This window comes from Stenotrophomonas sp. YJH_SMC_14-1 (assembly GCF_059372275.1).
The window spans coordinates 115,726-141,026 of record NZ_JCAFVK010000005.1 but is presented as its reverse complement, the minus strand read 5'-3'; the positions used below and the strand labels follow the sequence as shown (position 1 = coordinate 141,026).

22 protein-coding genes are annotated in these 25,301 nt (G+C 66.9%); 15 read left to right on the top strand and 7 right to left on the bottom strand.

The features are described from left to right. Positions 1-37 precede the first annotated feature (37 nt). Both hslV and hslU read left to right on the top strand, forming a co-directional pair. Positions 38-589 carry an ATP-dependent protease subunit HslV gene (gene hslV / locus AC5P9P_RS13770; RefSeq protein ID WP_005411093.1) on the top strand — a complete coding sequence of 184 codons (552 nt, stop codon included), beginning with the start codon at positions 38-40 and terminating at the stop codon, positions 587-589. A 102-nt stretch (positions 590-691) separates the two neighbouring features. After that, positions 692-2,065: an ATP-dependent protease ATPase subunit HslU gene (gene hslU, locus AC5P9P_RS13765; protein WP_049433499.1), complete on the top strand. Its 1,374-nt coding sequence runs from the start codon at positions 692-694 to the stop codon at positions 2,063-2,065. A 96-nt stretch (positions 2,066-2,161) separates the two neighbouring features. Here the strand turns inward: hslU and AC5P9P_RS13760 are convergent, their stop codons facing one another. Together AC5P9P_RS13760 and smeT are read right to left on the bottom strand one after the other, a co-directional pair. Beyond that, positions 2,162-3,154 (bottom strand): Gfo/Idh/MocA family protein, encoded by a 993-nt coding sequence (locus AC5P9P_RS13760; protein ID WP_033834532.1) that lies wholly within the window; start codon positions 3,152-3,154, stop codon positions 2,162-2,164. Between the two features lie 45 nt (positions 3,155-3,199). Continuing rightward, positions 3,200-3,859: an efflux transporter SmeDEF transcriptional repressor SmeT gene (gene smeT, locus AC5P9P_RS13755; protein ID WP_005411090.1), complete on the bottom strand. Its 660-nt coding sequence runs from the start codon at positions 3,857-3,859 to the stop codon at positions 3,200-3,202. 226 nt (positions 3,860-4,085) lie between these two features. On the opposite strand from smeT, the gene smeD reads away from it, so the two are divergent. The 3 genes from smeD (at position 4,086) to smeF (ending at position 9,898) form a co-directional block, all read left to right on the top strand. Continuing rightward, a complete protein-coding gene (gene smeD, locus AC5P9P_RS13750; protein ID WP_049455000.1) occupies positions 4,086-5,270 on the top strand; it encodes a multidrug efflux RND transporter periplasmic adaptor subunit SmeD in 1,185 nt (394 codons plus the stop codon). Between the two features lie 12 nt (positions 5,271-5,282). Next, complete coding sequence (gene smeE / locus AC5P9P_RS13745; RefSeq protein WP_005411088.1) at positions 5,283-8,405, top strand: multidrug efflux RND transporter permease subunit SmeE; 3,123 nt, start codon at positions 5,283-5,285, stop codon at positions 8,403-8,405. 92 nt (positions 8,406-8,497) lie between these two features. After that, on the top strand, positions 8,498-9,898 hold the full coding sequence (gene smeF, locus AC5P9P_RS13740) for a multidrug efflux RND transporter outer membrane subunit SmeF (protein WP_138970161.1): 1,401 nt from the start codon (positions 8,498-8,500) through the stop codon (positions 9,896-9,898). A gap of 83 nt (positions 9,899-9,981) precedes the next feature. Here the strand turns inward: smeF and AC5P9P_RS13735 are convergent, their stop codons facing one another. From AC5P9P_RS13735 to AC5P9P_RS13720, 4 genes are all read right to left on the bottom strand, one after another. Continuing rightward, on the bottom strand, positions 9,982-10,404 hold the full coding sequence (locus AC5P9P_RS13735) for a low affinity iron permease family protein (RefSeq protein WP_005411086.1): 423 nt from the start codon (positions 10,402-10,404) through the stop codon (positions 9,982-9,984). Positions 10,405-10,471: 67 nt separating this feature from the next. After that, positions 10,472-10,807, bottom strand: a complete 336-nt coding sequence (locus tag AC5P9P_RS13730; protein ID WP_005411085.1) for a hypothetical protein — start codon at positions 10,805-10,807, stop codon at positions 10,472-10,474. Positions 10,808-10,882: 75 nt separating this feature from the next. Beyond that, positions 10,883-11,143 carry a hypothetical protein gene (locus tag AC5P9P_RS13725; RefSeq protein ID WP_033834556.1) on the bottom strand — a complete coding sequence of 87 codons (261 nt, stop codon included), beginning with the start codon at positions 11,141-11,143 and terminating at the stop codon, positions 10,883-10,885. 198 nt (positions 11,144-11,341) lie between these two features. Next, on the bottom strand, positions 11,342-11,794 hold the full coding sequence (locus AC5P9P_RS13720) for a nucleoside deaminase (RefSeq protein WP_033834555.1): 453 nt from the start codon (positions 11,792-11,794) through the stop codon (positions 11,342-11,344). An 80-nt stretch (positions 11,795-11,874) separates the two neighbouring features. Between AC5P9P_RS13720 and ubiE the strand changes: the two genes are divergently transcribed. The 4 genes from ubiE (at position 11,875) to AC5P9P_RS13700 (ending at position 16,315) form a co-directional block, all read left to right on the top strand. Beyond that, entirely contained in the window at positions 11,875-12,636 is a 762-nt protein-coding gene (gene ubiE / locus AC5P9P_RS13715; protein ID WP_005411082.1) for a bifunctional demethylmenaquinone methyltransferase/2-methoxy-6-polyprenyl-1,4-benzoquinol methylase UbiE, read from the top strand. 268 nt (positions 12,637-12,904) lie between these two features. Continuing rightward, a complete protein-coding gene (locus tag AC5P9P_RS13710; protein WP_184014102.1) occupies positions 12,905-14,833 on the top strand; it encodes a M1 family metallopeptidase in 1,929 nt (642 codons plus the stop codon). A gap of 127 nt (positions 14,834-14,960) precedes the next feature. Next, positions 14,961-15,692 (top strand): hypothetical protein, encoded by a 732-nt coding sequence (locus AC5P9P_RS13705; protein ID WP_005411080.1) that lies wholly within the window; start codon positions 14,961-14,963, stop codon positions 15,690-15,692. Continuing rightward, on the top strand, positions 15,680-16,315 hold the full coding sequence (locus tag AC5P9P_RS13700; RefSeq protein ID WP_099484352.1) for an HAD family hydrolase: 636 nt from the start codon (positions 15,680-15,682) through the stop codon (positions 16,313-16,315). Before AC5P9P_RS13705 ends, AC5P9P_RS13700 begins: the two co-directional genes overlap by 13 nt. Positions 16,316-16,545: 230 nt before the next feature. Here the strand turns inward: AC5P9P_RS13700 and AC5P9P_RS13695 are convergent, their stop codons facing one another. Then, positions 16,546-17,484: a carbohydrate kinase family protein gene (locus AC5P9P_RS13695; protein WP_005411078.1), complete on the bottom strand. Its 939-nt coding sequence runs from the start codon at positions 17,482-17,484 to the stop codon at positions 16,546-16,548. 283 nt (positions 17,485-17,767) lie between these two features. Here AC5P9P_RS13695 and AC5P9P_RS13690 point away from each other — a divergent pair, with 283 nt between their 5' ends. The 6 genes from AC5P9P_RS13690 to rodA (AC5P9P_RS13665) all read left to right on the top strand — a co-directional run bounded on the left by AC5P9P_RS13690 (position 17,768) and on the right by rodA (AC5P9P_RS13665) (position 25,018). Next, complete coding sequence (locus AC5P9P_RS13690) at positions 17,768-18,814, top strand: rod shape-determining protein (RefSeq protein ID WP_005411077.1); 1,047 nt, start codon at positions 17,768-17,770, stop codon at positions 18,812-18,814. A 121-nt stretch (positions 18,815-18,935) separates the two neighbouring features. Then, positions 18,936-20,117: a rod shape-determining protein MreC gene (mreC, locus tag AC5P9P_RS13685; protein WP_495227190.1), complete on the top strand. Its 1,182-nt coding sequence runs from the start codon at positions 18,936-18,938 to the stop codon at positions 20,115-20,117. Beyond that, the gene (mreD, locus tag AC5P9P_RS13680) at positions 20,114-20,599 is read left to right on the top strand and encodes a rod shape-determining protein MreD (protein WP_005411075.1); all 486 of its coding nucleotides are present in this window, start codon (positions 20,114-20,116) and stop codon (positions 20,597-20,599) included. The genes mreC and mreD overlap by 4 nt, the downstream gene beginning before the upstream one ends. 3 nt (positions 20,600-20,602) lie before the next feature. Next, positions 20,603-22,678, top strand: coding sequence for a penicillin-binding protein 2 (gene mrdA / locus AC5P9P_RS13675; RefSeq protein WP_005414510.1), 2,076 nt, complete (start codon positions 20,603-20,605; stop codon positions 22,676-22,678). Then, positions 22,675-23,787 carry a rod shape-determining protein RodA gene (gene rodA, locus AC5P9P_RS13670; protein WP_005411073.1) on the top strand — a complete coding sequence of 371 codons (1,113 nt, stop codon included), beginning with the start codon at positions 22,675-22,677 and terminating at the stop codon, positions 23,785-23,787. The genes mrdA and rodA (AC5P9P_RS13670) overlap by 4 nt, the downstream gene beginning before the upstream one ends. Before the next feature lie 136 nt (positions 23,788-23,923). Beyond that, positions 23,924-25,018, top strand: coding sequence for a rod shape-determining protein RodA (gene rodA, locus AC5P9P_RS13665; RefSeq protein WP_033834551.1), 1,095 nt, complete (start codon positions 23,924-23,926; stop codon positions 25,016-25,018). The last annotated feature ends 283 nt before the right edge of the window (positions 25,019-25,301 follow it).

Below are 25,301 nucleotides of genomic sequence, written 5' to 3'. Positions count from 1 at the left end.
CAGTCCCCACCTCTGGTTCTGTCACCCCGGAGGCATCATGGACCCCAGTCAGAACCCCAACGTTTTCCACGCCACCACCATCGTCTGCGTCCGTCGCGGCGAGCACGTGGCCATTGCCGGCGACGGCCAGGTCACGCTGGGCCACACCGTGATGAAGGGCAATGCGCGCAAGGTGCGCCGCCTCGGTCGTGATGGCCAGGTGCTGGCCGGCTTTGCCGGTGCCGCCGCCGATGCCTTCACCCTGTTCGAGCTGTTCGAGGCCAAGCTGGAAAAGCACGGCCAGTTGCAGCGTGCTGCGGTCGAACTGGCCAAGGATTGGCGCACCGAGCGCCGCCTCGGAAAGCTTGAAGCCCTGTTGGCCGTGGCCGACAAGGAAACCTCGCTGATCATCAGCGGCACCGGCGATGTGATCGAACCGGAGGACGGCATCATCGCCATCGGCTCGGGTGGTTCCTATGCGCTGTCGGCTGCACGCGCGTTGATGGCACACACCGAACTGGATGCGCGCACCATCGCCAGCGAAGCGATCGGCATTGCCGGCGATATCTGCATCTACACCAACCGCAACGTGGTGGTCGAGGAACTCTGAGGGTCGCGCCGGCTGCTGGCCGGCAACCTCATGATCCCCACACGCGTGCCTGGTTGCCGGCCAGCGGCGGGCACGACCGACAACGAATTCGTGAGCACATCCATGTCGAAGATCGAAGTTTCCTCCGCCACCATGACCCCGCGCGAGATCGTGCAGGAACTGGACCGGCATATCGTGGGCCAGCACGACGCCAAGCGCGCCGTGGCCATCGCCCTGCGCAACCGCTGGCGCCGCATGCAGCTGGTGCCTGAGCTGCGCAATGAAGTGATGCCGAAGAACATCCTGATGATCGGCCCGACCGGCGTCGGCAAGACCGAGATCGCGCGTCGCCTGGCCACGCTGGCCAACGCGCCGTTCGTGAAGGTCGAAGCCACCCGCTTCACCGAAGTCGGATACGTCGGCAAGGACGTCGAGCAGATCATCCGCGACTTGGCCGATACCGCAGTGAAGCTGTACCGCGAACAGGCCAAGGTGCGCGTGCGTACCCAGGCCGAGGAACGCGCCGAAGACCGCATCCTCGATGCGCTGCTGCCGCGCCGCAGCGGTGGCATCGGCTTCGATCCGGAAGTCGCCCGCAACGAACCGTCGGCGCAGGACAACGAGACCCGCATCAAGTTCCGCAAGATGCTGCGCAACGGTGAGCTGGACGAGCGTGAGATCGAGCTCGACCTGGCCGCCAATGTCAGCATGGACATCATGACCCCGCCGGGCATGGAGGAAATGGGCCAGCAGCTGAAGTCGATGTTCGCCAACCTCGGCGGCGGCGCGAAGGCGCACAAGCGCACGCTGACCATCAAGGCCGCGCGCCCGCTGCTGATCGAGGAAGAAGCGGGCAAGCTGGTCAACGAGGATGACATCCGTACCGCCGCAATCGAGGCGTGCGAGCAGCACGGCATCGTCTTCATCGATGAGATCGACAAGGTCGCCAAGCGTGGTGACAACGTGGGCGGTGGCGACGTGTCCCGCGAAGGCGTGCAGCGCGACCTGCTGCCGCTGGTGGAAGGTTCCAATGTGTCCACCAAGTACGGCACGATCAAGACGGACCACATCCTGTTCATCGCGTCGGGCGCGTTCCACCTGGCCAAGCCCAGCGACCTGATTCCGGAGCTGCAGGGCCGTTTCCCGATCCGCGTGGAACTGGGTGCGCTGAGCAAGAATGACTTCGTGCGCATCCTGACCGAGCCGAAGGCCGCGCTGACCAAGCAGTACGAAGCGTTGCTGGCCACCGAGGGCGTCAAGGTCAGTTTCACCGCCGATGCCATCGAGCGCCTGGCCGAAATCGCCTTCCAGGTGAACGAGCGCCAGGAGAACATCGGTGCCCGTCGCCTGCATACGGTGCTGGAGCGCCTGCTGGATTCGCTCAGCTACGAGGCACCGGACCGCGATGGCGAAAGCCTGGCGATCGACAGCGCCTACGTCGACAAGCACCTGGGTGAGCTGGTGCAGGACCCGGACCTGAGCCGCTACATCCTGTAATGCCCGTTGGAGTCGGATCCCTCGCCCCAGCGAGGGCTCTGACCCCGCCCGCTGCAACAGAAAGGGCCGCCGCAGGGCGGCCATTTTCTTGTGCGGTCAGCGCGACTGCCGGGTGCGGTAGTCCCGCAGCACCTGGTCGATCACCGCACTGGTGCGGGCGGCGCTGATGCCGGTCGAGGGCGAACGGCCGTTGCCGCGCAGCTCGTCCACGAGGGAGGCGATCAATGGCTGCTGGACCGATGGCGGGTTCGGGACGTCGAATGCCTGCATGCCCGCTTCGGTCTCCAGAACCACTGGAACGTCTTCGAAGGTGGCAAAGCGCAGCTGCCCGCGGTCGCCGGTGATCTCGACCTCATCCTGGCGGCGGAACGCGCAGAAGCTCCATTGCGCGATGCCGTGCGCCCCGCTGCCGGTACGGAAGCACATCGAGACACTGTCCTCGGCGGCGTAGGCGCCGGTCAGCGAACTGGCCAGGCCACGCACGTCGCTCAGCGGCCCCAGCAGATGGTCGAGCAGGTCCAGGGTATGCGAGCCCAGATCGACGAACAGCCCGCCGCCGGCGATCGACGGATTGGTCCGCCAGAAGTCGGGCGATGCGGCATTCGCCGAATGCGGCCGATGCAGGGTGGCGCGCACGCTGCGCGGCGTTCCGATCGCGCCGTTGTCCAGCAGCTGCTTCACCTGTGCGAAGCGGGGCAGGGCACGGCGGTAGTAGGCCACGAAAACGGGCACGCCGCTGCGGGCGCTGGCCGCGATGATGCGCTGGCACTCGTCGTGGTCCATGGCCATCGGCTTTTCGATGTAGACCGGCTTGCCCGCGGCGATCGCCTGCAGCGCGTATTGCATGTGCGTCGAGGGCGGCGTTGCGACGTACACCGCGTTCACTTCCGGATCGGCGATGAGTGCGTCGGCGTCCGCGTACCAGCGCGGAATCGCGTGGCGCCGCGCATAATCCTCGGCCAATCCCGCATTGCGGCGCATGACCGCTGCCACCCGTGAGCCGGGTGTGCTGGCCAGGGCGGGGCCGCTCTTCTTCTCGGTGACGCTGCCACAGCCGATGAAGCCCCACACCACGTTGTCCAGGATCACGGGGCTGTCCTCAGATGGGCGCGGCGGTGGCGGCAGCAGCGCCACTCACGCTTCGGGCAGCGGCTCGGGCACAGTGCCCGGCACGAACACGCCGTCCTTCACGTAGGCGGCCAGGGTCATGTCCAGTGCGAGCATGCCGTCGCGCTTGAGGTCCATCAGGTCCGGTTCGACCATCGCCCCGTGCAGCACGCCCAGCACGGTTGCATGCAGCATGCGCGCGGCGATCTTGGGGTCGGCGCCTTCGCGCAGCTGGCCCAGATCGCGGGCGCGGCGCAGGGCACGCTCCATCCGGTCCAGCGCATCGCGGAATCCGGCCTGCTGCATTTCGGTCAGCACCCTGGTGTCGGCCGAGGCATCGCTGCGCAGCATGATCTCCATGGTCTTGCGCAGGCGCTCGTCTTCGGACAGCTCGATGAAGGAGTGGATCATCACCGCGCGCAGGTCGTGCACGGGGGTGTCGCGCTGGTCGGTCGAGGTGCGCTCCAGTTCCTGCATGAAGGGCAGGTGCACCCGTTCGACGATCGCGGCCAGCACCTCGCTCTTGTTCTTGAAGTGCCAGTAGACCGCGCCACGGGTATAGCCGGCGCGGGCGCCGATCATCTCCAGCGTGGTACGGGCCACGCCGTGTTCATGGAAGCAGGCTTCGGCGGCGTCAAGGATGCCTTCCCGGGTTGCCTGGGTGTCCTCTTTGGTCTTGCGGGCCATGGGTAGGTACGAGTGCGGGTGAAACGTGGCTGAATTGCACCGGTTTACAAACAAACAAGCATGTATGTATATTTCGCTCCCATCATTCCCGTCGTGTGCGTGGCAGGCCGGTCCGGCTCCCGCTCCACCCGGGTGGGCGCTGTTCTCACGGTCTTCACCTTTACCGGTCGAAGGGTCCGCCGGATCAGCGCCGGCTGAGATCCTTTCCTTCAAGAGCCTTTCCGTCATGTTGCTGAGCCGAATCCGACCCTTTGCACTGTCGCTGGCCATCGCCGCAGCCGTGGCTGCCTGCGGCGGCCAACCCCAGGCCCCCGAGCAGGGCCCGGGTGACGTCACCGTGGTCACGCTGAAGTCCGAGACCGTGGGCCTGACCCGCGAACTGCCGGGCCGTACCAACGCCTACCTGGTCGCCGAAGTGCGCCCGCAGGTCAATGGCATCGTTGCCAAGCGCCTGTTCACCGAAGGTGGCATGGTCAAGGCCGGCGAGCCGCTGTACCAGATCGAGGACGCCAGCTACCGCGCCCAGGCCAACAGTGCCCGCGCCCAGCTGGCCCGCGCCGAGGCCACCGCCAACGCCGCCCGGCTGAGCGCCAAGCGCATCACCGAGCTGGCCAAGGTCGATGCGGTCAGCCAGCAGGACCTGGAAAATGCCGTGGCCGCGCAGAAGCAGGCCGAGGCGGATGTCGGCGCCGCGAAGGCATCGCTGGATGCGGCCAACGTCACCCTGGGCTACGCCCGCATCACCGCGCCGATCAGCGGCCGCATCGGCAAGTCCAGCGTCACCCAGGGTGCGCTGGTCAGCGCCGGCCAGGCCAATGCACTGGCTACCGTGCAGCAGCTGGACCCGATCTATGTCGACCTGACCCAGTCTTCGGCCGAGCTGCTGCAGCTGCGCCGCGAACTGGCCGCCGGCCGCCTGCAGGACAACCAGACCCTGCCGGTCAGCATCCTGATGGAAGACGGCAGCACCTTCGAGCACAAGGGTACGCTGGAGTTCTCCGAAGTCAGCGTCGATCCGACCACCGGCAGCTTCGGCCTGCGCGTGAAGGTGGACAACCCGGACGGCCTGCTGATGCCGGGCATGTACGTGCGTGCGGTGATCGGCGGCGGCGTGCGCAGTGATGCAGTGCTGGTGCCGATGCAGGGCATCGCCCGCGATCCGAAGGGCGACACCACGGCGATGGTGGTCGGCAAGGACAACAAGGTCGAAGTGCGCCCGGTCAAGGTCAGCCGCACGGTCGGCGACAAGTGGCTGGTCGAGGACGGCCTGAAGGCCGGCGACAAGGTCATTGTCGAAGGCCTGCAGAAGATCGGCCCCGGCATGCCGGTCAAGGCCACCGAGAAGGGCGCTGCTCCGGCCAAGCCGGCAGCGGCCGCCCAGCCTGCCGCCCCGGCCGGCGACGCGAAGTAAGCGGAGAACCCCATGGCACGCTTTTTCATCGATCGACCCATCTTCGCGTGGGTGATCGCCATCATCATCATGCTCGCCGGCGGCCTGGCCCTGTTCAAGCTGCCGGTCTCGATGTACCCCAACGTCGCACCGCCGGCGGTGGAAATCAGCGCCACCTACCCGGGTGCATCGGCCAAGGTGGTCGAGGACTCGGTGACGCAGATCATCGAGCAGAACATGAAGGGCCTTGATGGCCTGATCTACTTCTCCTCCAACAGCTCGTCCAACGGCCAGGCCACCATCACTCTGACCTTCGAGAGCGGCACCAACCCGGACATCGCCCAGGTGCAGGTGCAGAACAAGCTGCAGCTGGCCATGCCGCTGCTGCCGCAGGAAGTGCAGCGGCAGGGCATCAACGTGGCCAAGTCCAGCTCGGGCTTCCTGAACGTCATCGCGTTCGTGTCCGAGAACGGCAGCATGGACGCCAACGACATCGCCGACTACGTCGGTTCCAATGTTGTCGATCGCCTGAGCCGCGTGCCAGGCGTGGGCAACATCCAGGTGTTCGGTGGCAAGTACGCCATGCGCATCTGGCTGGATCCGAACAAGCTGCATACCTATGGCCTGTCGGTTGCGGAAGTGACCGCAGCGATCAAGGCACAGAACGCGCAGGTGGCCATCGGCCAGCTTGGCGGTGCACCGTCGATCAAGGGCCAGCAGCTCAACGCCACCATCAACGCGCAGTCGCGCCTGCAGACCCCGGAACAGTTCCGCAACATCATCGTGCGCGGTGCGCAGGACGGTGCCGAGCTGCGCCTGGGGGATGTCGCCCGCGTCGAGCTGGGTGCCGAGTCCTACGACTTCGTCACCCGCTACAACGGCCAGCCGGCCAGCGGCCTGGCGGTGACCCTGGCCACCGGCGCCAACGCGCTCGATACCGCCGCTGGTGTGAATGCCGCGCTGGAAGACATGAAGAGCTTCTTCCCGGCCGGGCTGAAGGCCGAGGTCCCGTACGACACCACCCCGTTCGTGCGCGTGTCGATCAAGGGCGTGGTGCAGACCCTGATCGAAGCGATCGTGCTGGTGTTCGTGGTGATGTACCTGTTCCTGCAGAACTTCCGCGCCACCCTGATCCCGACCATCGCCGTGCCGGTGGTGCTGCTGGGTACCTTCGGCGTGCTGGCCATGCTCGGCTTCTCGGTGAACATGCTGACCATGTTCGCGATGGTGCTTGCGATCGGCCTGCTGGTGGACGATGCCATCGTGGTGGTGGAGAACGTCGAGCGCATCATGTCCGAGGAAGGACTGTCGCCGCTCGAGGCGACCCGCAAGTCGATGGGCCAGATCACCGGCGCGCTGGTGGGCATCGGCCTGGTGTTGTCGGCGGTGTTCGTGCCGATGGCCTTCATGAGTGGCTCCACCGGCGTGATCTACCGCCAGTTCTCGGCCACGATCGTCTCGGCGATGGCATTGTCGGTGCTGGTCGCGATCGTGCTGACCCCGGCGCTGTGCGCGACCATGCTCAAGCCGCTGAAGAAGGGTGAGCACCACGTCGCCCACCGCGGCCTGGCCGGTCGCTTCTTCAATGGCTTCAACCGTGGATTCGACCGCACCAGCGAAAGCTACCAGCGTGGCGTGCGCGGCATCATCCATCGCCCGTGGCGTTTCATGGGCATCGTGGCGGCGCTGTTCGTGCTGATGGGCGTGTTGTTCGTGCGCCTGCCCAGCTCATTCCTGCCCAACGAAGACCAGGGCGTGTTGATGGCGCTGGTGCAGGCCCCGGTGGGTGCCACCCAGGAACGTACGCTGGAATCGATCGCGGCACTGGAAAACCACTTCCTGCAGAACGAGAAGGATGCGGTGGACTCGGTGTTCTCGGTGCAGGGCTTCAGCTTCGCCGGCATGGGCCAGAACGCCGGCATGGCATTCGTCAAGCTGAAGGACTGGAGCGAGCGTGACGCCAACAATGGCGTGATGCCGATCACCGGACGCGCGATGGCGGCCCTGGGCCAGATCAAGGATGCCTTCATCTTCGCCTTCCCGCCGCCGGCCATCCCGGAACTGGGCACCGCCTCGGGCTATACCTTCTTCCTGAAGGACAACAGCGGGCAGGGCCACGAGGCACTGGTGGCCGCGCGCAACCAGCTGCTCGGCCTCGCCGCCGGTAGCAAGAAGCTGGCCAACGTGCGCCCGAACGGCCAGGAGGACACGCCGCAGTTCCGTATCGACATCGACGCGGCCAAGGCGACCTCGCTGGGGCTGTCGATCGACCAGATCAACGGCACGCTGGCCGCCGCGTGGGGCAGCTCATACATCGACGACTTCGTCGATCGTGGCCGCGTCAAGCGTGTGTTCGTGCAGGCCGACCAGCCGTTCCGCATGGTGCCGGAGGACTTCGATCTCTGGTCCGTGAAGAACGACAAGGGTGAAATGGTGCCGTTCAGTGCCTTCGCTACCAAGCACTGGGATTACGGTTCGCCGCGCCTGGAACGCTACAACGGTGTGTCGGCCATGGAAATCCAGGGCGAACCGGCCCCGGGTGTCGCCTCCGGTGATGCCATGGCCGAGATCGAACAGCTGGCCAAGCAGCTGCCGGCGGGCTTCGGCATCGAATGGACGGCGATGTCGTACCAGGAGCGCCAGGCTGGCTCGCAGACGCCACTGCTGTACACGCTCTCGCTGATGATCGTATTCCTGTGTCTGGCCGCGATGTACGAAAGCTGGAGCGTGCCGACCGCAGTGCTGCTGGCGGCCCCGCTGGGCATCCTCGGCGCGGTGCTGGCCAATACCTTCAAGGGCCTGGAACGCGATATCTACTTCCAGGTGGCGATGCTGACCACGGTGGGCCTGACCAGCAAGAACGCGATCCTGATCGTGGAGTTCGCCAAGGAGAACCTGGAGAAGGGCGCAGGCCTGATCGAATCGATCATGCATGCCGTGCGCGACCGCCTGCGCCCGATCGTGATGACCTCGCTGGCCTTCGGCATGGGCGTGGTACCGCTGGCGATCTCCACCGGTGCCGGTTCCGGCGCCAAGCAGGCGATCGGCACCGGCGTGCTCGGCGGCATGATCGTCGGCACCGTGCTCGGCGTGTTCTTCGTGCCGCTGTTCTTCGTGGTGGTGCAGCGCGTGTTCAAGCGCAAATCCACGACGTGACCTGAAACGGTCATGCCGGCCTCAGGCTGGCGTTGTCGAAACGGTAGTGCCGGCCGCTGGCCGGCATGACCTCCTGCCATCCGGCAGTACCGATGGAAGTCATTCCCATGAAAAGTGCATCCCTGTTCCTTTCCATTGCCGCTGTGCTCGCGCTCGCCGGCTGCTCCACCCTGGTGCCGAAGAACACCGCTGTCGCCCCGGCGATCCCGGCGCAGTGGCCGGCCGAGGCCGCGCAGGGCGAGGTGGCCGATGTCGCCGCCGTCGGCTGGCGCGACTTCTTCACCGATGCGCGCCTGCAGCAGGTGATCGACCAGTCGCTGCAGAACAACCGCGATCTGCGCGTGGCCGTGCTCAACGTTGAGCGCGCGCGCGGCCAGTACCGTGTGCAGCGCGCTGATCGCGTGCCCGGCGTGGCCGTTACCGGCCAGATGCAGCGCCAGGGCACCGACGCCGGTGTCAACGAACAGTTCACCGCCGGTGTCGGCGTGGCCGAGTTCGAGCTGGATCTGTTCGGCCGCGTGCGCAATCTCAGTGAAGCCGCGCTGCAGCAGTACTTCGCCGTCGCCGCCAACCGCCGCAACGCGCAGTTGAGCCTGGTGGCCGAGACGGCCACCGCATGGCTGACCTACGGTGCCGACGCGCAGCGGCTGAAGATCGCCGATGCCACGCTGAAGACCTACGAGGATTCGCTGCGCCTGGCCGAGGCCCGCCACGAACGTGGTGGCAGTTCGGCGCTGGAGCTGACCCAGACCCGTACCCTGGTCGAGACCGCGCGTACGGACGCCGCACGCCTGCGTGGCCAGCTGGCCCAGGACCGCAACGCGCTGGCGCTGCTGGCCGGTGGCCAGCTGGATCCGGCGCTGCTGCCGGACAGCATCGAGCCGCAGCTGCTTGCACTGGCACCGCCGCCGGCCGGCCTGCCCAGCGACGTGCTGCTGCAGCGCCCGGACATCATGGCCGCCGAACACCAGCTGTTGGCGGCCAACGCCAACATCGGTGCGGCACGCGCGGCGTTCTTCCCGAGCATCTCGCTGACCGGCAGCATCGGCAGTGGTTCGAGCGAACTGTCCAACCTGTTCGACAGCGGTACGCGCGTGTGGAGCTTCCTGCCGAAGATCACGCTGCCGATCTTCCAGGGCGGCAAGCTGCGCGCCAACCTGGCCATCGCCAACGCGGATCGTGATATCGCTCTGGCGCAGTACGAGAAGTCGATCCAGGTGGGCTTCCGCGAAACCGCCGATGCGCTGGCGTTGAATGTCAGCCTGGACGAGCAGGTGAGTTCACAGCAGCGCCTGGTGGAAGCGGCCGAACAGGCCAACCGCCTGTCGCAGGCGCGCTACGACGCGGGCCTGGACAGCTTCGTGACCCTGCTGGATGCACGTCGTACGGCCTACAACGCACAACAGACCCAGCTGCAGGCGCAGCTGGCGCAGCAGGCCAACCGCATCACCCTGTACAAGGTGCTGGGCGGTGGCTGGCACGAGCGCAGCTGAAGGACAGCCGGCCAGCGGCCGGCTCTACCCTGATGATCGATGGTAGTGCCGGCCGCTGGCCGGCATTGTCATTTCAGGACCTGCTACACCGCTTCATCGTCGCGCCGCGCTGCATGGCAGGCGCGCACCCGCGCGAGCGCATCGCCGGCTTCGCGCGCCATCTGCTCGTACTCGGCGCGGATCTCTTCCAGGCGCGCTTCGTCCAGTTCTTCCAGATCCAACAGTTCGTTGTTGGCTTCGGCCGTCGCCCGGATCAGCTCGTCCAGCTTGATCTGCATCGCGGCGGTGTCCGCGTTCTGCGTGTGCTGGATCAGGAACACCATCAGGAAGGTGATGATGGTGGTGCCGGTGTTGATCACCAGCTGCCAGGTGTCGTTGAAACCGAACACCGGGCCACTGATGCCCCAGATCACCACGATCGCTACTGCAGCCAGGAAGGTCCACGGCGAGCCGGTGGCGGCCGCGGCCTTCTTGGCGATCGTATTGAACAGGTTTCGTACTTTCATCGTCGTCGTCCCACCCAGGTGACGAGGATGATCGGCAGTGGCCCGTGCAGGCGCCGTGCAGCGGCGGTCAGGCGCGCATGCGCTGCAGCCGCGGTGCCTGCAGGCTGCGCACCGGACTGCTCTGGTAGACGTGCTGCCAGCAACGGTCGACGAATTCGCGGGCCTGGGCTTCACTCAGTCGCGGCATGATCTGCAGGGCGTACTGGGTCTGGAACATCTCGTCACGTTCGGCCTCGCTGGCGCGCGGCTGGGTGATCAGCGAATCGCAGGCAAACTTGATCCACGGCACGTACGAGCCGAACGAGTTGTGCGGCAGTGCGCCTTCGGCATGTTGGCGGCGCCAGTGATCCAGCTCGGCGTCAACGTTGATGACCGGAGGAATGGTGGGGACTTCAGCGTGCATGACAATCCAGTTCGGTTGAGTGGAAAGGGAGTGGGGGTTCATCGGAGTGTGGCGTATGTGGCGGTGCATGCCGCGTCAGCGCGATGTGGAGCTGGCGTTGTCATGTCCGATCAACTGCGCGTGCTCGACGGCACCGAGATCTTCGGCCAGGGTGGCCATCGCGTTGCACAGGCGCTCGTGGTCGAGCGGATGGCGACGGACCAGCTCCAGTTGCATGCGCTGGTAGGCGGTCCAGAACAACGCGCCGCGCCGGTGCAGTGCATATTGCCGCTGCAGGCGTTCGCGGATCGGGTCGAGGATCGAGTCTGGTGCAGGTCGTACGGCGTGCGCGCACATGGCTGGCTCCGCCGGGGAAAGAAGTCCCGGTAACCCCACCCTAGGCGCGGCAGCCGGGCGGGGTGTTATCGCAGCGTGTGCACGTTGCGCAGCTGACTGTGCACTGGTTCACGGCAATGGCCGCAAACGCTGCCGGCACTGGGGCGTGCCGGCACTGAAGCGTTCATTAAACGGGTTCAACAGGACATTGCGTGGTGATCATTCACCGATGTCTTCATTCCAGATCTCCGGGTACTGCGCAATGAAGCCGCCCAGCAGGTCCACGCATTCCTGGCTGTCCAGGTCGACCACGTTGACGCCATTTTCCCGCAACCAGTCGATGCCGCCCTGGAAGGTGCGCGATTCGCCCACCACCACGGTGCCGATGTTGAACTGGCGCACCAGGCCAGAGCAGTACCAGCACGGTGCCAGGGTGGTGACCATGATCGTGTCCTGGTAACGGCGCTGGCGGCCGGCCTTGCGGAACGCATCGGTCTCGCCGTGCACCGACGGGTCGCCTTCCTGCACGCGGCGGTTGTGGCCGCAGCCAAGCAGGCGGCCGTCGTTGTGGTACAGGGCCGCGCCGATCGGCACGCCGCCCTCGGCCAGGCCCTGGCGGGCTTCGGCGATGGCGGTCTGCAGCAGGGCCTGGTAGTCGGGCGTGGTGATCATGCGGGGCTCCGGTAAGTCGTGGCCCGCCATGATACGGGCAGGGGGTGCCGCTGGGCCCCGGCGATGCGATAATCGGGGCCATGAGCGAATCCCCCTACAAAGCCGGTACCACCCATTTCGGGTTCCGCGACGTCGCCGCCAAGGACAAGCAGAAGCTGGTCGGCCAGGTGTTCACCTCGGTCGCGCGCAACTACGACCTGATGAACGACCTGATGAGCCTGGGCGTGCACCGGGCGTGGAAGCGCTACTACGTGGCCACCGCGCAGGTGAAGCCGGGCGACCGCGTGCTCGATCTGGCGGGCGGCACCGGTGACATCGCCGCCCTGCTGAAGGAGCGCGTCGGCGCCGAGGGCTCGGTGGTGCTGGGCGACATCAACGCCGGCATGCTGTCGGTCGGCCGTGACCGCCTGACCAACCGCGGCCTGGTGCTCGGCCTGGACTACGTGCAGTGCAACGCCGAGGCCCTGCCGTTCCCGGACAACAGCTTCGACCTGGTCACCATCGCCTTCGGCCTGCGCAACGTGACCGACAAGGACGCTGGCCTGCGCGAGATGTACCGCGTGCTGAAGGTGGGCGGCCAGGCCCGCGTGCTGGAGTTCTCCGAAGTCACCGCGGACTGGTTCAAGCCGATCTACGACTTCCACTCGTTCAAGATCCTGCCGAAGCTGGGCAAGCTGTTCGCCAATGACTCGGACAGCTACCAGTACCTGGCCGAGAGCATCCGCAAGCACCCGCCGCAGGATGAACTGAAGGCGATGATGGGGCAGGCCGGGTTCGAGCGCTGCCACTACAAGAACCTGACCGGCGGCATCGTTTCGATCCACTCCGGCTACAAGCTGTAAGCCCCGCTCTGGTGTGTGCCAACCGTGGTTGGTACTCGCCCGCTGCGGTGATCCGCTCTGGTGGGTGCCGACCTGGGTCGGCGCGGGCCTGCCGCATGCGTTGATGGATCCGTGCCAACCAAGGTTGGTACCTGCCTGTAGGCCAACCTTGGTTGGCATGCGCCCGAGGCGCAGGATCGGCTTGCCTGCCATTACCCCGCACCGCGCAACGCCTGCCGGGCCGGAGGGAGGTACCATTGGGGTTTGATCCCCGTAACGGTCCCGATTCATGCGTAATCCGCTGATGCTCCTTCCGCTGGCCGTGGCCCTGGCCGCCGGCTGCTCCCAGGAGGCGGCCGCGCCCGCCGCCGCCCCGACTGCCGCAAAGGCCCCTGCCGCCCCCGTGAACGCCGAGAACCGCAGCCACGACGAAAGCTCGTACGCCGAGCCGGACAAGGTCGTCATCAAGGACATCGCGCTGGATCTGAAGCTGGACTTCGACCAGAAGCAGATCGGCGGCACCGCCACCTACACCCTGGAATGGAAGCAGAAGGACGCCAGCCAGCTGGTGCTCGACACCCGCGAGCTGACCGTGTCCAAGGTCGAGGCCGTCGCCGCCGATGGCGCGCGCAGCCCGCTGAAGTTCGAGCTGGCCGCCGCTGACAAGGTGTTCGGCAGCAAGCTGACCATCGAGGCCCCGGAACAGCCGGCCAAGGTGGAAGTGACCTACCACACCGCACCGACCGCATCGGGCCTGCAGTGGCTGGCACCGTCGATGACCGAGGGCAAGAAGCTGCCCTTCATGTTCAGCCAGTCGCAGGCCATCCACGCCCGTTCGTGGGTGCCGCTGCAGGACACCCCGAGCGTGCGTTTCACCTACAGCGCGCACGTGGTCTCGCGCCCGGACGTGATGGTGCTGATGAGTGCCGACAACGATCCGAAGGCCGCGCGTGACGGTGACTACACCTTCAAGATGCCGCAGCCGATTCCGTCCTACCTGCTGGCCATCGCCGCCGGTGACCTGGTGTTCGAGCCGATCTCCGGCCGCTCCGGCGTCTGGGCCGAGCCGACCATGGTCAACAAGGCCGCCAAGGAATTCGAAGACACCGAGAAGATGATCGGTGCCGCCGAGAAGCTGTACGGCGAATACCGCTGGGGCCGCTACGACATGCTGGTGCTGCCGCCGTCGTTCCCGTTCGGCGGCATGGAGAACCCGCGCCTGACCTTCGCTACCCCGACCGTGATCGTCGGCGACAAGTCGCTGGTCTCGCTGGTGGCCCACGAGCTGGCGCACAGCTGGTCGGGCAACCTGGTGACCAACGCCAGCTGGAAGGACATCTGGCTCAACGAAGGCTTCACCACCTACGTCCAGGGCCGCATCACCGAAGCCCTGTACGGCAAGGAGATGGCCGAGATGGAGAAGCAGATCGACCAGACCGACCTGCTGGCCGAAGTGAAGGACATGAGCCCGGCCGACCAGGCACTGGCGCTGCCGCCGCTGAACGAGCGTGATCCCGACGAAGCGCTCAGCCAGGTCGCCTACGTCAAGGGTGCATGGTTCCTGGAGTTCCTGGAGCAGCGCTTCGGCCGCGAGACCTTCGATCCGTTCCTGCGGGGCTGGTTCGATGACCACGCCTTCCAGAGCGCGAACACCGACCAGTTCGTCGCGTACATGAAGAAGAACCTGCTGCCGAAGAATCCGTCGGCCGTGACCGAGGCCGAACTGAAGGCGTGGCTGGACGAGCCGGGCATCCCGGCGTTCGCGGCCAAGGCGCAGTCGCGGAACTTCAGCAGCGTCGATACCGCGCGCATCGCCTTCGCCAGCGCCGGCACCGTGCCCAGCAGCCAGGTCATCGCCGACTGGAGCACCCAGGAATGGGTGCGCTTCATCGACGGCCTCGGTGCGACCCAGCCGCTGGACAAGCTGGCCACGCTGGACAAGGCCTTCCACTTCACCGGCACCCCCAATGGCGAGATCGCCATGCGCTGGTACCCGCTGGCGATCCGCAGCGGCTACGAGCAGGCCAATGAAGGGGCGGCTGCATTCATCGAGCGCGTCGGCCGTCGCAAGCTGATCCTGCCGATCTACGCCGAACTGGTGAAGACCCCGAAGGGTCTGGAACTGGCCAAGCAGGCCTTCGAAAAGGCCAAGCCGGGCTACCACCCGATCACCACCGCCTCGGTCCAGGACATGCTGGCCAAGGCTGAAGCCAAGTAAGCGGTAGTGCCGGCCGCTGGCTGGCAACCGGTCACTGCTTCACCACCAACGGCGGGGAAACCCGCCGTTGGTGTATCCGCTTTTCGCTGCCGATAGAATCGGGATGCACTCGCATAGGACCTCCGCCATGAAACGACTGATCCTGCTCACCGCCTGCACCCTGGCCCTGGCCGCCTGCAGCAACCCGGAAGAGGAACGCAAGGCGCAGGAAGCCGCTGCGGCCGCCGCGCAGGCGCAGAAGGAGGCCAAGGCCGAAGACGTGGCCAAGCAGTACGACATGGCCGTGGCCGCGCAGGACTGGGAACGCGCGCGCCTGCATGGTGCCTCGCTGCTGGACCAGTACAAGGACACCGCCGCCGCCGAGCGCATCGCCGCAGGCTTCGACGAGGTCAAGGCCAAGGGCGACGCCGCGCGCGACCTGCGCCGCATGCAGGGGCTATGGCAGTACAACCAGATTCCGGTGGGCAGCAAGGGCAACCAGGTCTCGGCGCAGATCTACAGCAAGGAACGGGTGGACGTGGATGGCAGCGGCGCCAAACCGGTGCAGCTGGTGTTCCGCGATCATCCGGAGTGGAAGCGGCATGCCTACCTGGTGCTGCAGGCCGGTGATTTCCGTTGCCCGCAATGCACGGTGAAAGTGACCGTGGATGACGGCAAGCCGGTACCAATGGCGGCCTGGCGCCCGAAGACCGATGAAGCCATCGCCCTGTTCATCACCGATCAGAAGGCACTGTGGAAGCTGGCGCGCAAGGGCAAGTCGATCAGCATCGAGTTCCCGGTCAAGGCCGGTGGCACGCGCACGGCCGTGTTCGAAACCGGCGGTGTCGACGCCAGCCGCATGCCGCAATGGTGGCAGTGAGGGTTGCGACGGGCAGCGCAGTGCACGCGTTGTCCGCGATCCGGCACTGGGTGTTCGACATGGACGGCACACTGACGGTGGCCGTGCATGACTTCGCCGCGATCCGCCGCGCGCTGGAGATCGCCGCGGAGGAAGACATCCTCGACCATATCGCGGCATTGCCCGACGCACCGGCGCAGGCCAAGCGCGCGTGGCTGCTGGATCACGAGCGCGCCCTGGCCGAGGACGCGCTGCCAGCGCCGGGGGCGGTGAAGCTGCTGCGCGCGCTGGCGGCGGCGGGTTGCCGACTGGGCATCCTGACCCGCAACGACCATGCGCTGGCGAAGCTGACGCTGGAGGCGATCGGGGTCGGGGCGTTGTTCGACGACGCCGACATCATCGGCCGCGATGAAGCGGTGCCCAAGCCCTCGCCGGATGGCCTGCAGCAGCATCTTCGTCGCTGGGGCATCGGGGCCGCGCACGCGGTGATGGTCGGTGACCACGCCTACGACCTGGAGTGCGGTCGCGCCGCGGGCGCCCACACCGTGCTGGTCAACCTGCCGGAGAACCCATGGCCGGGCCGGGCCGACTGGCATTTCGCCGATTGCCGCGCCTTGCTGGCGGCCTGGCAGCAAAAGGGGTAGTGCCGGCCGCTGGCCGGTAGTGTCGACCAAGGTCGACACCTACCAGAACACCCGTGGCCAGGCTGGCGGCCTGGCAGAAGGGGTAGTGCCGGCCGCTGGCCGGCAGTGTCGACCAAGGTCGACACCTACCAACAGCATTCCCAGCAGCGCATCGGGTGGAAAGCCCCCTTGTTGTTCAAGAGGGCGCGCCGAAGGCGCGGGGACAAGGTGGAATGCGCGGGCAGTTCGGCTTACGCGCCCAGCGCGTAACCGAACTGCTGCTTGAACTGCTCGTTGAACTCATCGAAGGTGAAGCGCTGGTTCTGCGTGCCCGGGTGCTCGACCTTCAGCGCGCCCATCAGGTTGCCCATGCGGCCGATGGTCAGCCAGTCGTAGCCCTTCTGGATGCCGTAGATCAGGCCGGCGCGGAAGGCGTCGCCACAGCCGGTCGGATCGACCACGCGGCGCTCGTGCGCCGGCGGGATGTCGTAGCTCTTTTCCGGGGTGTGGATGACCGCACCCTTCGGGCCACGGGTGGTGATGTAGGCCTTGACCCGGCTGACGATCTCCTTCTCGTCCCAGCCGGTGCGCTCCTGCAGCAGGTTCGACTCGTAGTCGTTGACCACCACGTAGTCGGCCTGATCGATGAAGGCGCGCAGCTCGGGGCCGTTGAACAGCGGCATGGCCTGGCCCGGGTCGAAGATGAACGGAATGCCGTCCTCGTGGAATTCCTGTGCGTTCTGGATCATGCCTTCGCGGCCGTCCGGGCCGACCAGGCCCAGGGTCACGCCCGGCACGCCGCGCACATGGTTCTCGTAGGAGCGCATCATCGCGCCCGGGTGGAAGGCGGTGATCTGGTTGTTGTCGTGGTCGGTGGTGATGAATGCCTGCGGGGTGAACAGCTCGTCGATCACGCGCACGCGCGACAGGTCGATGCCCAGGCCTTCGAAGTATTCGCGGTACGGGCCGAAGTCCGAACCCACGGTGCCCATCGGGATCGGCTGGCCGCCCAGCAGGTGCAGGTTGTAGGCGATGTTGCCGGCGCAGCCGCCGAACTCGCGGCGCATGCGCGGCACGAGGAATGACACGTTAAGGATGTGCACCTTGTCCGGCAGGATGTGATTCTTGAACTGGTCCGGGAACACCATGATGGTGTCGAAGGCAAGAGAACCACAGATCAGAGCGGACATCGATGTAAGCCTATGCGGTGAATTTTGGGGTGGGCCGGCCCGGTTCAGCGGGCAAGCAAACGGCGCCCTTGGGCGCCCGACGGCGCAAAGGTTACCCGCTGGTGCCGCTCAGGGCCAGAACCGGGTGATGCCCGATCAGGCCGAAAGCCTGTGAAGACGCGGGTTCAGCTAGTTTTTTCCTTGCTCGGCGGCAGGCGGGTTGCTAGGCTTGTCGGCCTCGATTTCTGCCCATTTTTTCGCCATCCCGCGGCGGGCACGACACCCCTCAGGACTCCTTCCTCAGATGTTCAAGAAACTCCGTGGCATGTTCTCCAACGACCTGTCCATCGACCTGGGCACGGCCAACACCCTCATCTACGTGCGCGGGCAGGGGATCGTGCTGAACGAGCCGTCGGTCGTGGCCGTGCGCCAGGACCGTGCCATCGGTGGCACCCGCTCGGTGGCAGCCGTTGGCGCCGAGGCCAAGCAGATGCTCGGCCGTACCCCGGGCCACATCACCACCATCCGCCCGATGAAGGACGGCGTCATCGCCGACTTCACCTACACCGAGGCGATGCTCAAGCACTTCATCAAGAAGGTGCACAAGTCGCGCGTGCTGCGCCCGAGCCCGCGCGTGCTGGTCTGCGTGCCGGCCGGTTCGACCCAGGTCGAGCGCCGCGCGATCAAGGAATCGGCCGAGGAAGCCGGTGCCCGTGACGTGTACCTGATCGAAGAGCCGATGGCTGCCGCGATCGGCGCCGGCATGCCGGTCACCGAAGCCCGTGGCTCGATGGTCATCGACATCGGCGGCGGTACCACCGAAGTGGCGGTGATCTCGCTCAACGGCATCGTCTATTCGGCCTCGGTCCGCATCGGCGGCGACCGCTTCGACGAATCCATCACCAACTACGTGCGCCGCAACCACGGCATGCTGATCGGTGAAGCCACCGCCGAGCGCATCAAGGTCGAGCTGGGTTGTGCCTACCCGCAGGCCGAGGTGCAGGAGCTGGAGATCTCCGGCCGCAACCTCGCCGAGGGCGTGCCGAAGATGATCAAGATCAGCTCCAACGAGGTGCTTGAAGCCCTGCACGAACCGCTGTCGGGCATCGTCAGCGCGGTCAAGCTGGCGCTGGAGCAGACCCCGCCGGAACTGTGTGCCGACGTTGCCGAGCGCGGCATCGTGCTGACCGGCGGCGGCGCCCTGCTGCGTGACCTGGACCGCCTGATCTCCGAAGAAACCGGCCTGCACGTGCAGGTGGCCGACGATCCGCTGACCTGCGTGGCCCGCGGTGGCGGTCGTGCGCTGGAACTGGTGGACATGCACGGCAACGAGTTCTTTGCGCCGGAATAAGCCGTCCCGGCCGTTCCTGCCCGCCGCGCCCTTCCGGGGTGCGGCCCGCCGCGATGGCGGGCCGGCACCGGCGGGGCGTCCGCGTGTTTCCCTTCCGCCTTCTGCCAGTTGAATCGTTGCCGTGCCGCCCTACGCCGGTCCTCCCGTTGCCTCCCGATCCGGTGATGCCGCCAGCCCCCTGCGGTTGCTGGCCTATCTTGCATTGGCCATCACACTGATCGTCCTTGACGATCAGGCGGGTTGGCTGGCGCGCCTGCGCGAGCAGGCCAACAGCCTGGTGCAGCCTGTGTGGGCACTGGCGGGTCTGCCCGGCAAGCTCGGCAACCAGGTCAAGGATTCCGCAGCCAGCCACACCCAGCTGGTCACCGAGAACCGTGAACTGCGCAACCAGCTGCTGCTGGCCAACGCGCGCCTGACCCGTCTGCAGACCGCGGCGCTGGACAACGCCCAGCTGCGCGAACTGCTGAACGTGGCCGAGCGCAGTGGCCTGGACGTGCAGCTGGCGCCGATCCTGGATATCGACCTGGACCCGGTGAAGCAGCGCCTGGTGCTCGACGCCGGCAGCCGCGAAGGCGTGCACGTCGGGCAGGCGGTGATCGATGCCGGTGGCCTGATGGGGCAGGTGATCAGCGTCACCGGCGGTACCTCCACCGTGCTGCTGCTGACCGACCCCGACCACGCGGTGCCGGTCACCGTGGCCCGCAACGGCGTACGCCTGATCGTCTACGGTCGCGGCGACACGCTGGAGCTGCGCGACATCCCGCTCAGCGCGGGTGTGGAAGTGGGCGATGAGATCGTCACCTCCGGCCTCGGTGGCCGCTTCCCGGCCGGCTTCCCGGTCGGCACCATCACCGGCCTGCGCCCGGACGACACCCATGCCTTCCTGGTCGGCGAACTGAAGCCAGCCGCCCAGCTGGATCGTGGCCGTGATGTGCTGCTGCTGCGCCCCGGTGCGGCGATCCGCATTCCGCCGGAACTGCGCCTGCAGCTGGAAGAAACCACTCCGGGTGGCCCGGCCACCGGCGCCACCGTGCCTGCGGGAGCCGCGCCAGCGACAACGACGCCAGCTCCGGTCAGCTCCCCGGTAGTGCCGGCCGCTGGCCGGCAACAGCCCTCGTCGCAAGCGAGGACTGTTGCTCCCGCATCCTCGCTTGATCCTGCCGCTCCGGTAGTGCCGGCCGCTGGCCGGCAACAGCCCTCGTCGCAAGCGAGGACTGTTGCTCCCGCATCCTCGCTTGATCCTGCTGCCCCGGTAGTGCCGGCCGCTGGCCGGCAACCGACCACGCCGGAGGCCCAGCGATGAGCCGCCTGCGCGACAACCCGTGGGTATTGCCGGCCAGCCTGGTCGTAGCCCTGCTGCTGGGCCTGCTGCCGTTGCCGGCGCTGCTGCAGCCGCTGCGCCCGTACTGGCTGGCGCTGGTACTGGCGTACTGGGTGATCGAGACGCCCGAGCGCGTCGGCCTGGGCATCGCTTTCGCCAGCGGCGTGGTCGCCGACCTGCTGTACGGCGGCGTGCTCGGCGAACAGGCGCTGCGGCTGGTGATGCTGGCCTTCATCCTGCAGCGTTTCCGCGCCCGCATCCGCTTCTTCCCGATGTCGCAGCAGATGCTGGCCATCGGTGGCCTGTTGTTCAACGACCGCATCGTCAGCGCGCTGGTCCACATCCTGGTGGGCGAGCCGACCCTGCCGTGGTCGTACTGGTGGGCCCCGCTGTTGGGCATGGGCCTGTGGCCGCTGGTGTTCGTGCTGCTGGACGCAGTGCGCTTCGGCAAGCGCGGGCGCTGAGCCATGATCCCGCGCCGCCAGGTCAAGAACCCGCACGCCGAAGCCGAACAGTTCCGCCGCCGTGCGGCGCTGGGTTTCCTGGGCGTGCTGGTCTGCCTGCTGGGCCTGGGCGGCTGGTACTTCAAGCTGCAGGTGCTGGATCACGACGTCTACGCCACGCGCTCGGAAGCCAACCGCATCAAGCCGCGGCCGGTGGTGCCCGGGCGCGGCATGATCTATGACCGCAACGGTCGCCTGCTGGCCGAGAACGTGCCAGCGTTCCGCCTGGACGTGACCCCGGACAAGGTCAAGGACATGGACGCCACCCTCGAAGGGCTGGCGAAGATCATCAGCATCAGCCCGGAAGAGCTGGAAGCGTTCAACAAGTCGCGCAAGGCGCGCCGCAAGTTCCTGCCGGTCACGCTGAAGCTGCGCATGAGCGACGAGGAGATGGCGCGTTTCGCCGTCGACCGTTGGCGCTTCCCCGGCGTCGAGCTTGAGCCCTACCTGACCCGGCGCTACCCGTACGGCGACCTGTTCGCGCACATCATCGGCTACGTCGGCCGTGTCGACGACAAGGACCTGGAGATCCTCGGCGAAGGCAATGCCGCGCTGACCCACATCGGCAAGTCCGGCCTGGAGCGCTATTACGAGCAGCAGCTGCGCGGCAAGGTCGGCTACGAGCAGGTCGAAACCAACGTGCAGGGCCGTGCCATCCGCACCATCGGCCGGGTGGCCGCGCAGTCCGGCGCCGACCTGCGGCTGTCGATCGACGCGGACCTGCAGCGTGCCATGGTGGCCGCCTTCGGTGACCAGGAAGGCTCGGCAGTGGCGATGGACCCGCGTACCGGCGAGGTGCTGGCGATGGTCAGCCTGCCGTCCTACGACCCCAACCTGTTCGTCAACGGCATTTCCCATGCCGACTTCAAGGCGCTGAACGAGAACCCGTCGCGGCCACAGTTCAACCGCCTGGTGCTCGGTGGCGTTGCCCCCGGTTCCACGCTGAAGCCGCTGATCGGCCTGGCCGGCCTGGACTCGGGCGTGCGCCGCCCGGAAGACAAGGTGCTGTCCACCGGCATGTTCTACCTGCCCGGCACCAGCCGTGGCTGGGGTGATGCGCATCGTGGCGGCCATGGCTGGACCGATCTGCGCAAGTCCATCGCCGAGTCGGTCAACACCTACTACTACAAGCTGGCGCTGGACCTGGGCATCGAGCGCTTCGACCATTACATGGAGTACTACGGCTTCGGCCAGCCGACCGGTATCGACCTCACCGGCGAAATCGGCGGCATCCTGCCGTCGCCGGCCTACAAGCGGAAGACCCGCAAGGAAGCCTGGTACCCCGGCGATACGGTCAACATCAGCATCGGCCAGGGCGACTGGAAGGTCACCCCGCTGCAGTTGGCGCGCGGCGTCAGCGCGCTGGCCGACGGGCAGCTGCGCACCCCGCACCTGGTGATCCAGCAGCGCGACGGCTTCGACAGCGACTGGACCGCGACGCCGCCCGGCGAGAGCAAGCCGGTCAGCCCCAACCCCAACAACGTGCAGGCGGTGCGCGAGGGCATGATGGCGACCATGCGGCCGGGCGGCAGCGGCTGGCGCGTGGCGGTCGGTGCGCCGTACGTGATGGCCGGCAAGACCGGTACCGCGCAGGTCATCAGCCGCAAGGGCACCGCAGCGGTGAACCCGAAGAGCCTGCCGATGCACCTGCGCCACCGCGCGCTGTTCGTCGGCTTCGCGCCGGTCGAAAACCCGGTGATCGCGATCGCGGTGGCGGTGGAAGGCGGTGGCTATGGTGGTTCGGCTGCTGCGCCGATCGCCCGCAAGGTGTTCGATGCCTACCTGCTGGGCAAGATGCCCGAGGGCATGCAGCCGCTGGACAGCGAGCGTGGTACCACCGCCATCGGTGCCACCGCGTTCGACAACGAAGACGCCGGCGCACGCCAGGCCGGTGATCTGGCGGCCGCGCAGCTGGGCGAACACCCGGTGCAGGTGGGTGCCCCCACCCCCGAACCGGCCCCTGCGCCGCAGCCGGGCACGCCGGCCGCTGCCGCAGTGCCGGCCACGCCACGCCCGACGGTTGCGGAGCCCGCACGATGAAAGTGTTCCTGCGCTGGGCCGGCGACATGCTGCGCCGCTTCTTCAGCACGCTGGACTGGGTGTTGTGCCTCGCCCTGGGCGCGCTGATGGTGATCGGCCTGGCCACCTTGAAGAGTGCCGGTGGCGACGGCCTGGTGATGGCCCAGGGCGCGCGTTTCGCGGTGGGCATGGCTGCACTGTGGGGCATCTCGCGGGTGCCGATCCTGCGCATCCGCTCGGCCACGCCGATGATCTATGCGATCTCCATGATTCCGCTGCTGGCGGTGTTCGTGCTCGGCACCGGCAAGTACGGCCGGCAGTGGCTGGACCTGAAGTTCTTCTACCTGCAGCCGGCCGAGCTGCTGAAGGTCAGCCTGCCGATGATGGTGGCCTGGTACCTGCACAAGATGCCGCTGCCGCCGCGCTTCAACACCGTGCTCGTGGCCTTGATCATCATCGGCGTGCCGACCGGCCTGGTGATGTTGCAGCCCGACTTCGGTACCGGCGTGCTGATCGCCGCCAGCGGCGTGTTCGTACTGCTGCTGGCAGGCCTGCCGTGGTGGTGGGTCGGGCTGGGCGTGGGCGGCGTGGCTGCGGTCGCGCCGGTGGCCTGGTTCTGGCTGCTGCGGCCGTACCAGAAGGACCGCATCATGATGTTCCTGGACCCGGAGATGGATGCACTGGGGGCCGGCTGGAACATCATCCAGTCGAAGATCGCGATCGGGTCCGGTGGCTTCGATGGCAAGGGCTGGGGCGAGGGCTCGCAGTCGCACCTGAACTTCATTCCCGAACAGACCACCGACTTCGCGTTCTCGGTGCTGAGCGAGGAGTTCGGCTGGATGGGTGTGGCCCTGGTGCTGACCCTGTACCTGGTGGTGATCGGGCGTTGCCTGTGGATCGCCAGCCAGTCGCGCGATTCCTATTCGCGCCTGTTGGCCGGCGCTACCGGCCTGGCGTTCTTCGTCTATGTACTGGTGAACGGCGGGATGATTTCCGGCCTGCTGCCGGTGGTGGGCGTGCCGATGCCGCTGATCAGCTACGGCGGTACCTCGGCGGTGTCACTGCTGGCCGGCTTCGGCCTGGTGATGGCCGTGCGCAGTCACAACCCGGTGCACGGCGGCTACGGCTAGCACCGGTCGCGCGCTTCGTTGCGCTTCCATCTGCTCGATTGCATCCGCTGTTCTGTAGAGTCGAGCACGGCTTGACTCTACAAGCGCACGCGCACCCTGACAGCTTCACGCAAGCACGTATTGCTACCGTGCCCGCGTGGAATGGAAACGACTGCTTGGCGGCTGCCGTGAGGTGGCGCGCACGATCGATCTGCCGTTGCTGATCGCGTTGCTGATCCTGATGGGCGCGGGCCTGGCGGTGCTGCACAGCGTGTCCGGTCCGGTGGCTGGGCAGGCGGCGCGTTTTGCCGGTGGCCTGGCGTCGATGTGGCTGCTGTCCCGCGTTTCGCTGCTGCGGCTGCGCGCGTGGACGCCGGCAATCTATGCGCTGTCGATGCTGCCGCTGATGGCGGTGTATGTGATCGGTACAGGCAAGTACGGGCAGCGCTGGCTCAATCTCGGCGTGTTCTACCTGCAGCCGTCCGAACTGCTCAAGCTCAGCCTGCCGCTGATGATGGCCTGGTACCTGCATCGGCAACCGCTGCCACCGTCGCCGCGCACCGTACTGACCACCACCGTGCTGATCGGTGTACCCGCCGTGCTGATCCTGATGCAGCCCAACTTGGGCACCGCCACGCTGGTTACCGCCAGCGGCGTGTTCGCGCTGCTGTTGGCCGGATTGCACTGGGGCTGGGTGGCAACTGGCGCGACGGGCCTTGCCGTTGCCGCGCCGCTGGCCTGGTTCGGCCTGCTGCGGCAGTACCAGAAGGATCGCGTGCTGACCTTCCTTGATCCGTCGGCGGATCCGCTTGGCACCGGTTGGAACATCCTGCAGTCGCGCATCGCGATCGGCTCCGGCGGCTGGGACGGGCGCGGCTGGGGGCAGGGCACCCAGGCCACGCTGGACTTCCTGCCTGAGTACACCACCGACTTCGCGTTCTCGGTGCTGGCCGAAGAATTCGGCTGGATCGGCGTGGCCACCGTGTTTGCGCTGTACCTGTTCGTGGTCGGCCGCTGCCTGTGGATCGCGGTGCACGCCCGCGACACGCACGCACGGTTGCTGGCCGGCAGCCTGGGCTTGGCGTTCTTCGTGTACGTACTGGTGAACGGCGGGATGATCTCCGGCCTGCTGCCGGTGGTGGGCATTCCGATGCCGTTGATCAGCTATGGCGGCACCTCGGCGGTGTCGCTGCTGGCGGGTATCGGGCTGGTGATGGCGGTGCGCGGGCACCGGCCCGTGCACGGGGGATAGGGTTTCCAGCCAACGGCGCAGCCCCTCGTGGGTGGTGTCTGGGTGGTCGCGGAAAGCAGAAGCCGCGGGTGGGCCGGTCGGGTTGGGTACGCGGGGGACGCCGTGAATCCGTCCCTGGAGGCTTGACAGCCGCATCCATGCGGCTGACACCCCCACGTACCCAACCCGACCGCCCTCTGACAGATTTTGGCGGTCTGCCACCCACGGAGAAAAAAGAGAAAAGCAAAAGCGGGTCGCGGCGCTGCGCTTGCTTGTGAGCCGAGCATGGCTCGGCTCCACACAA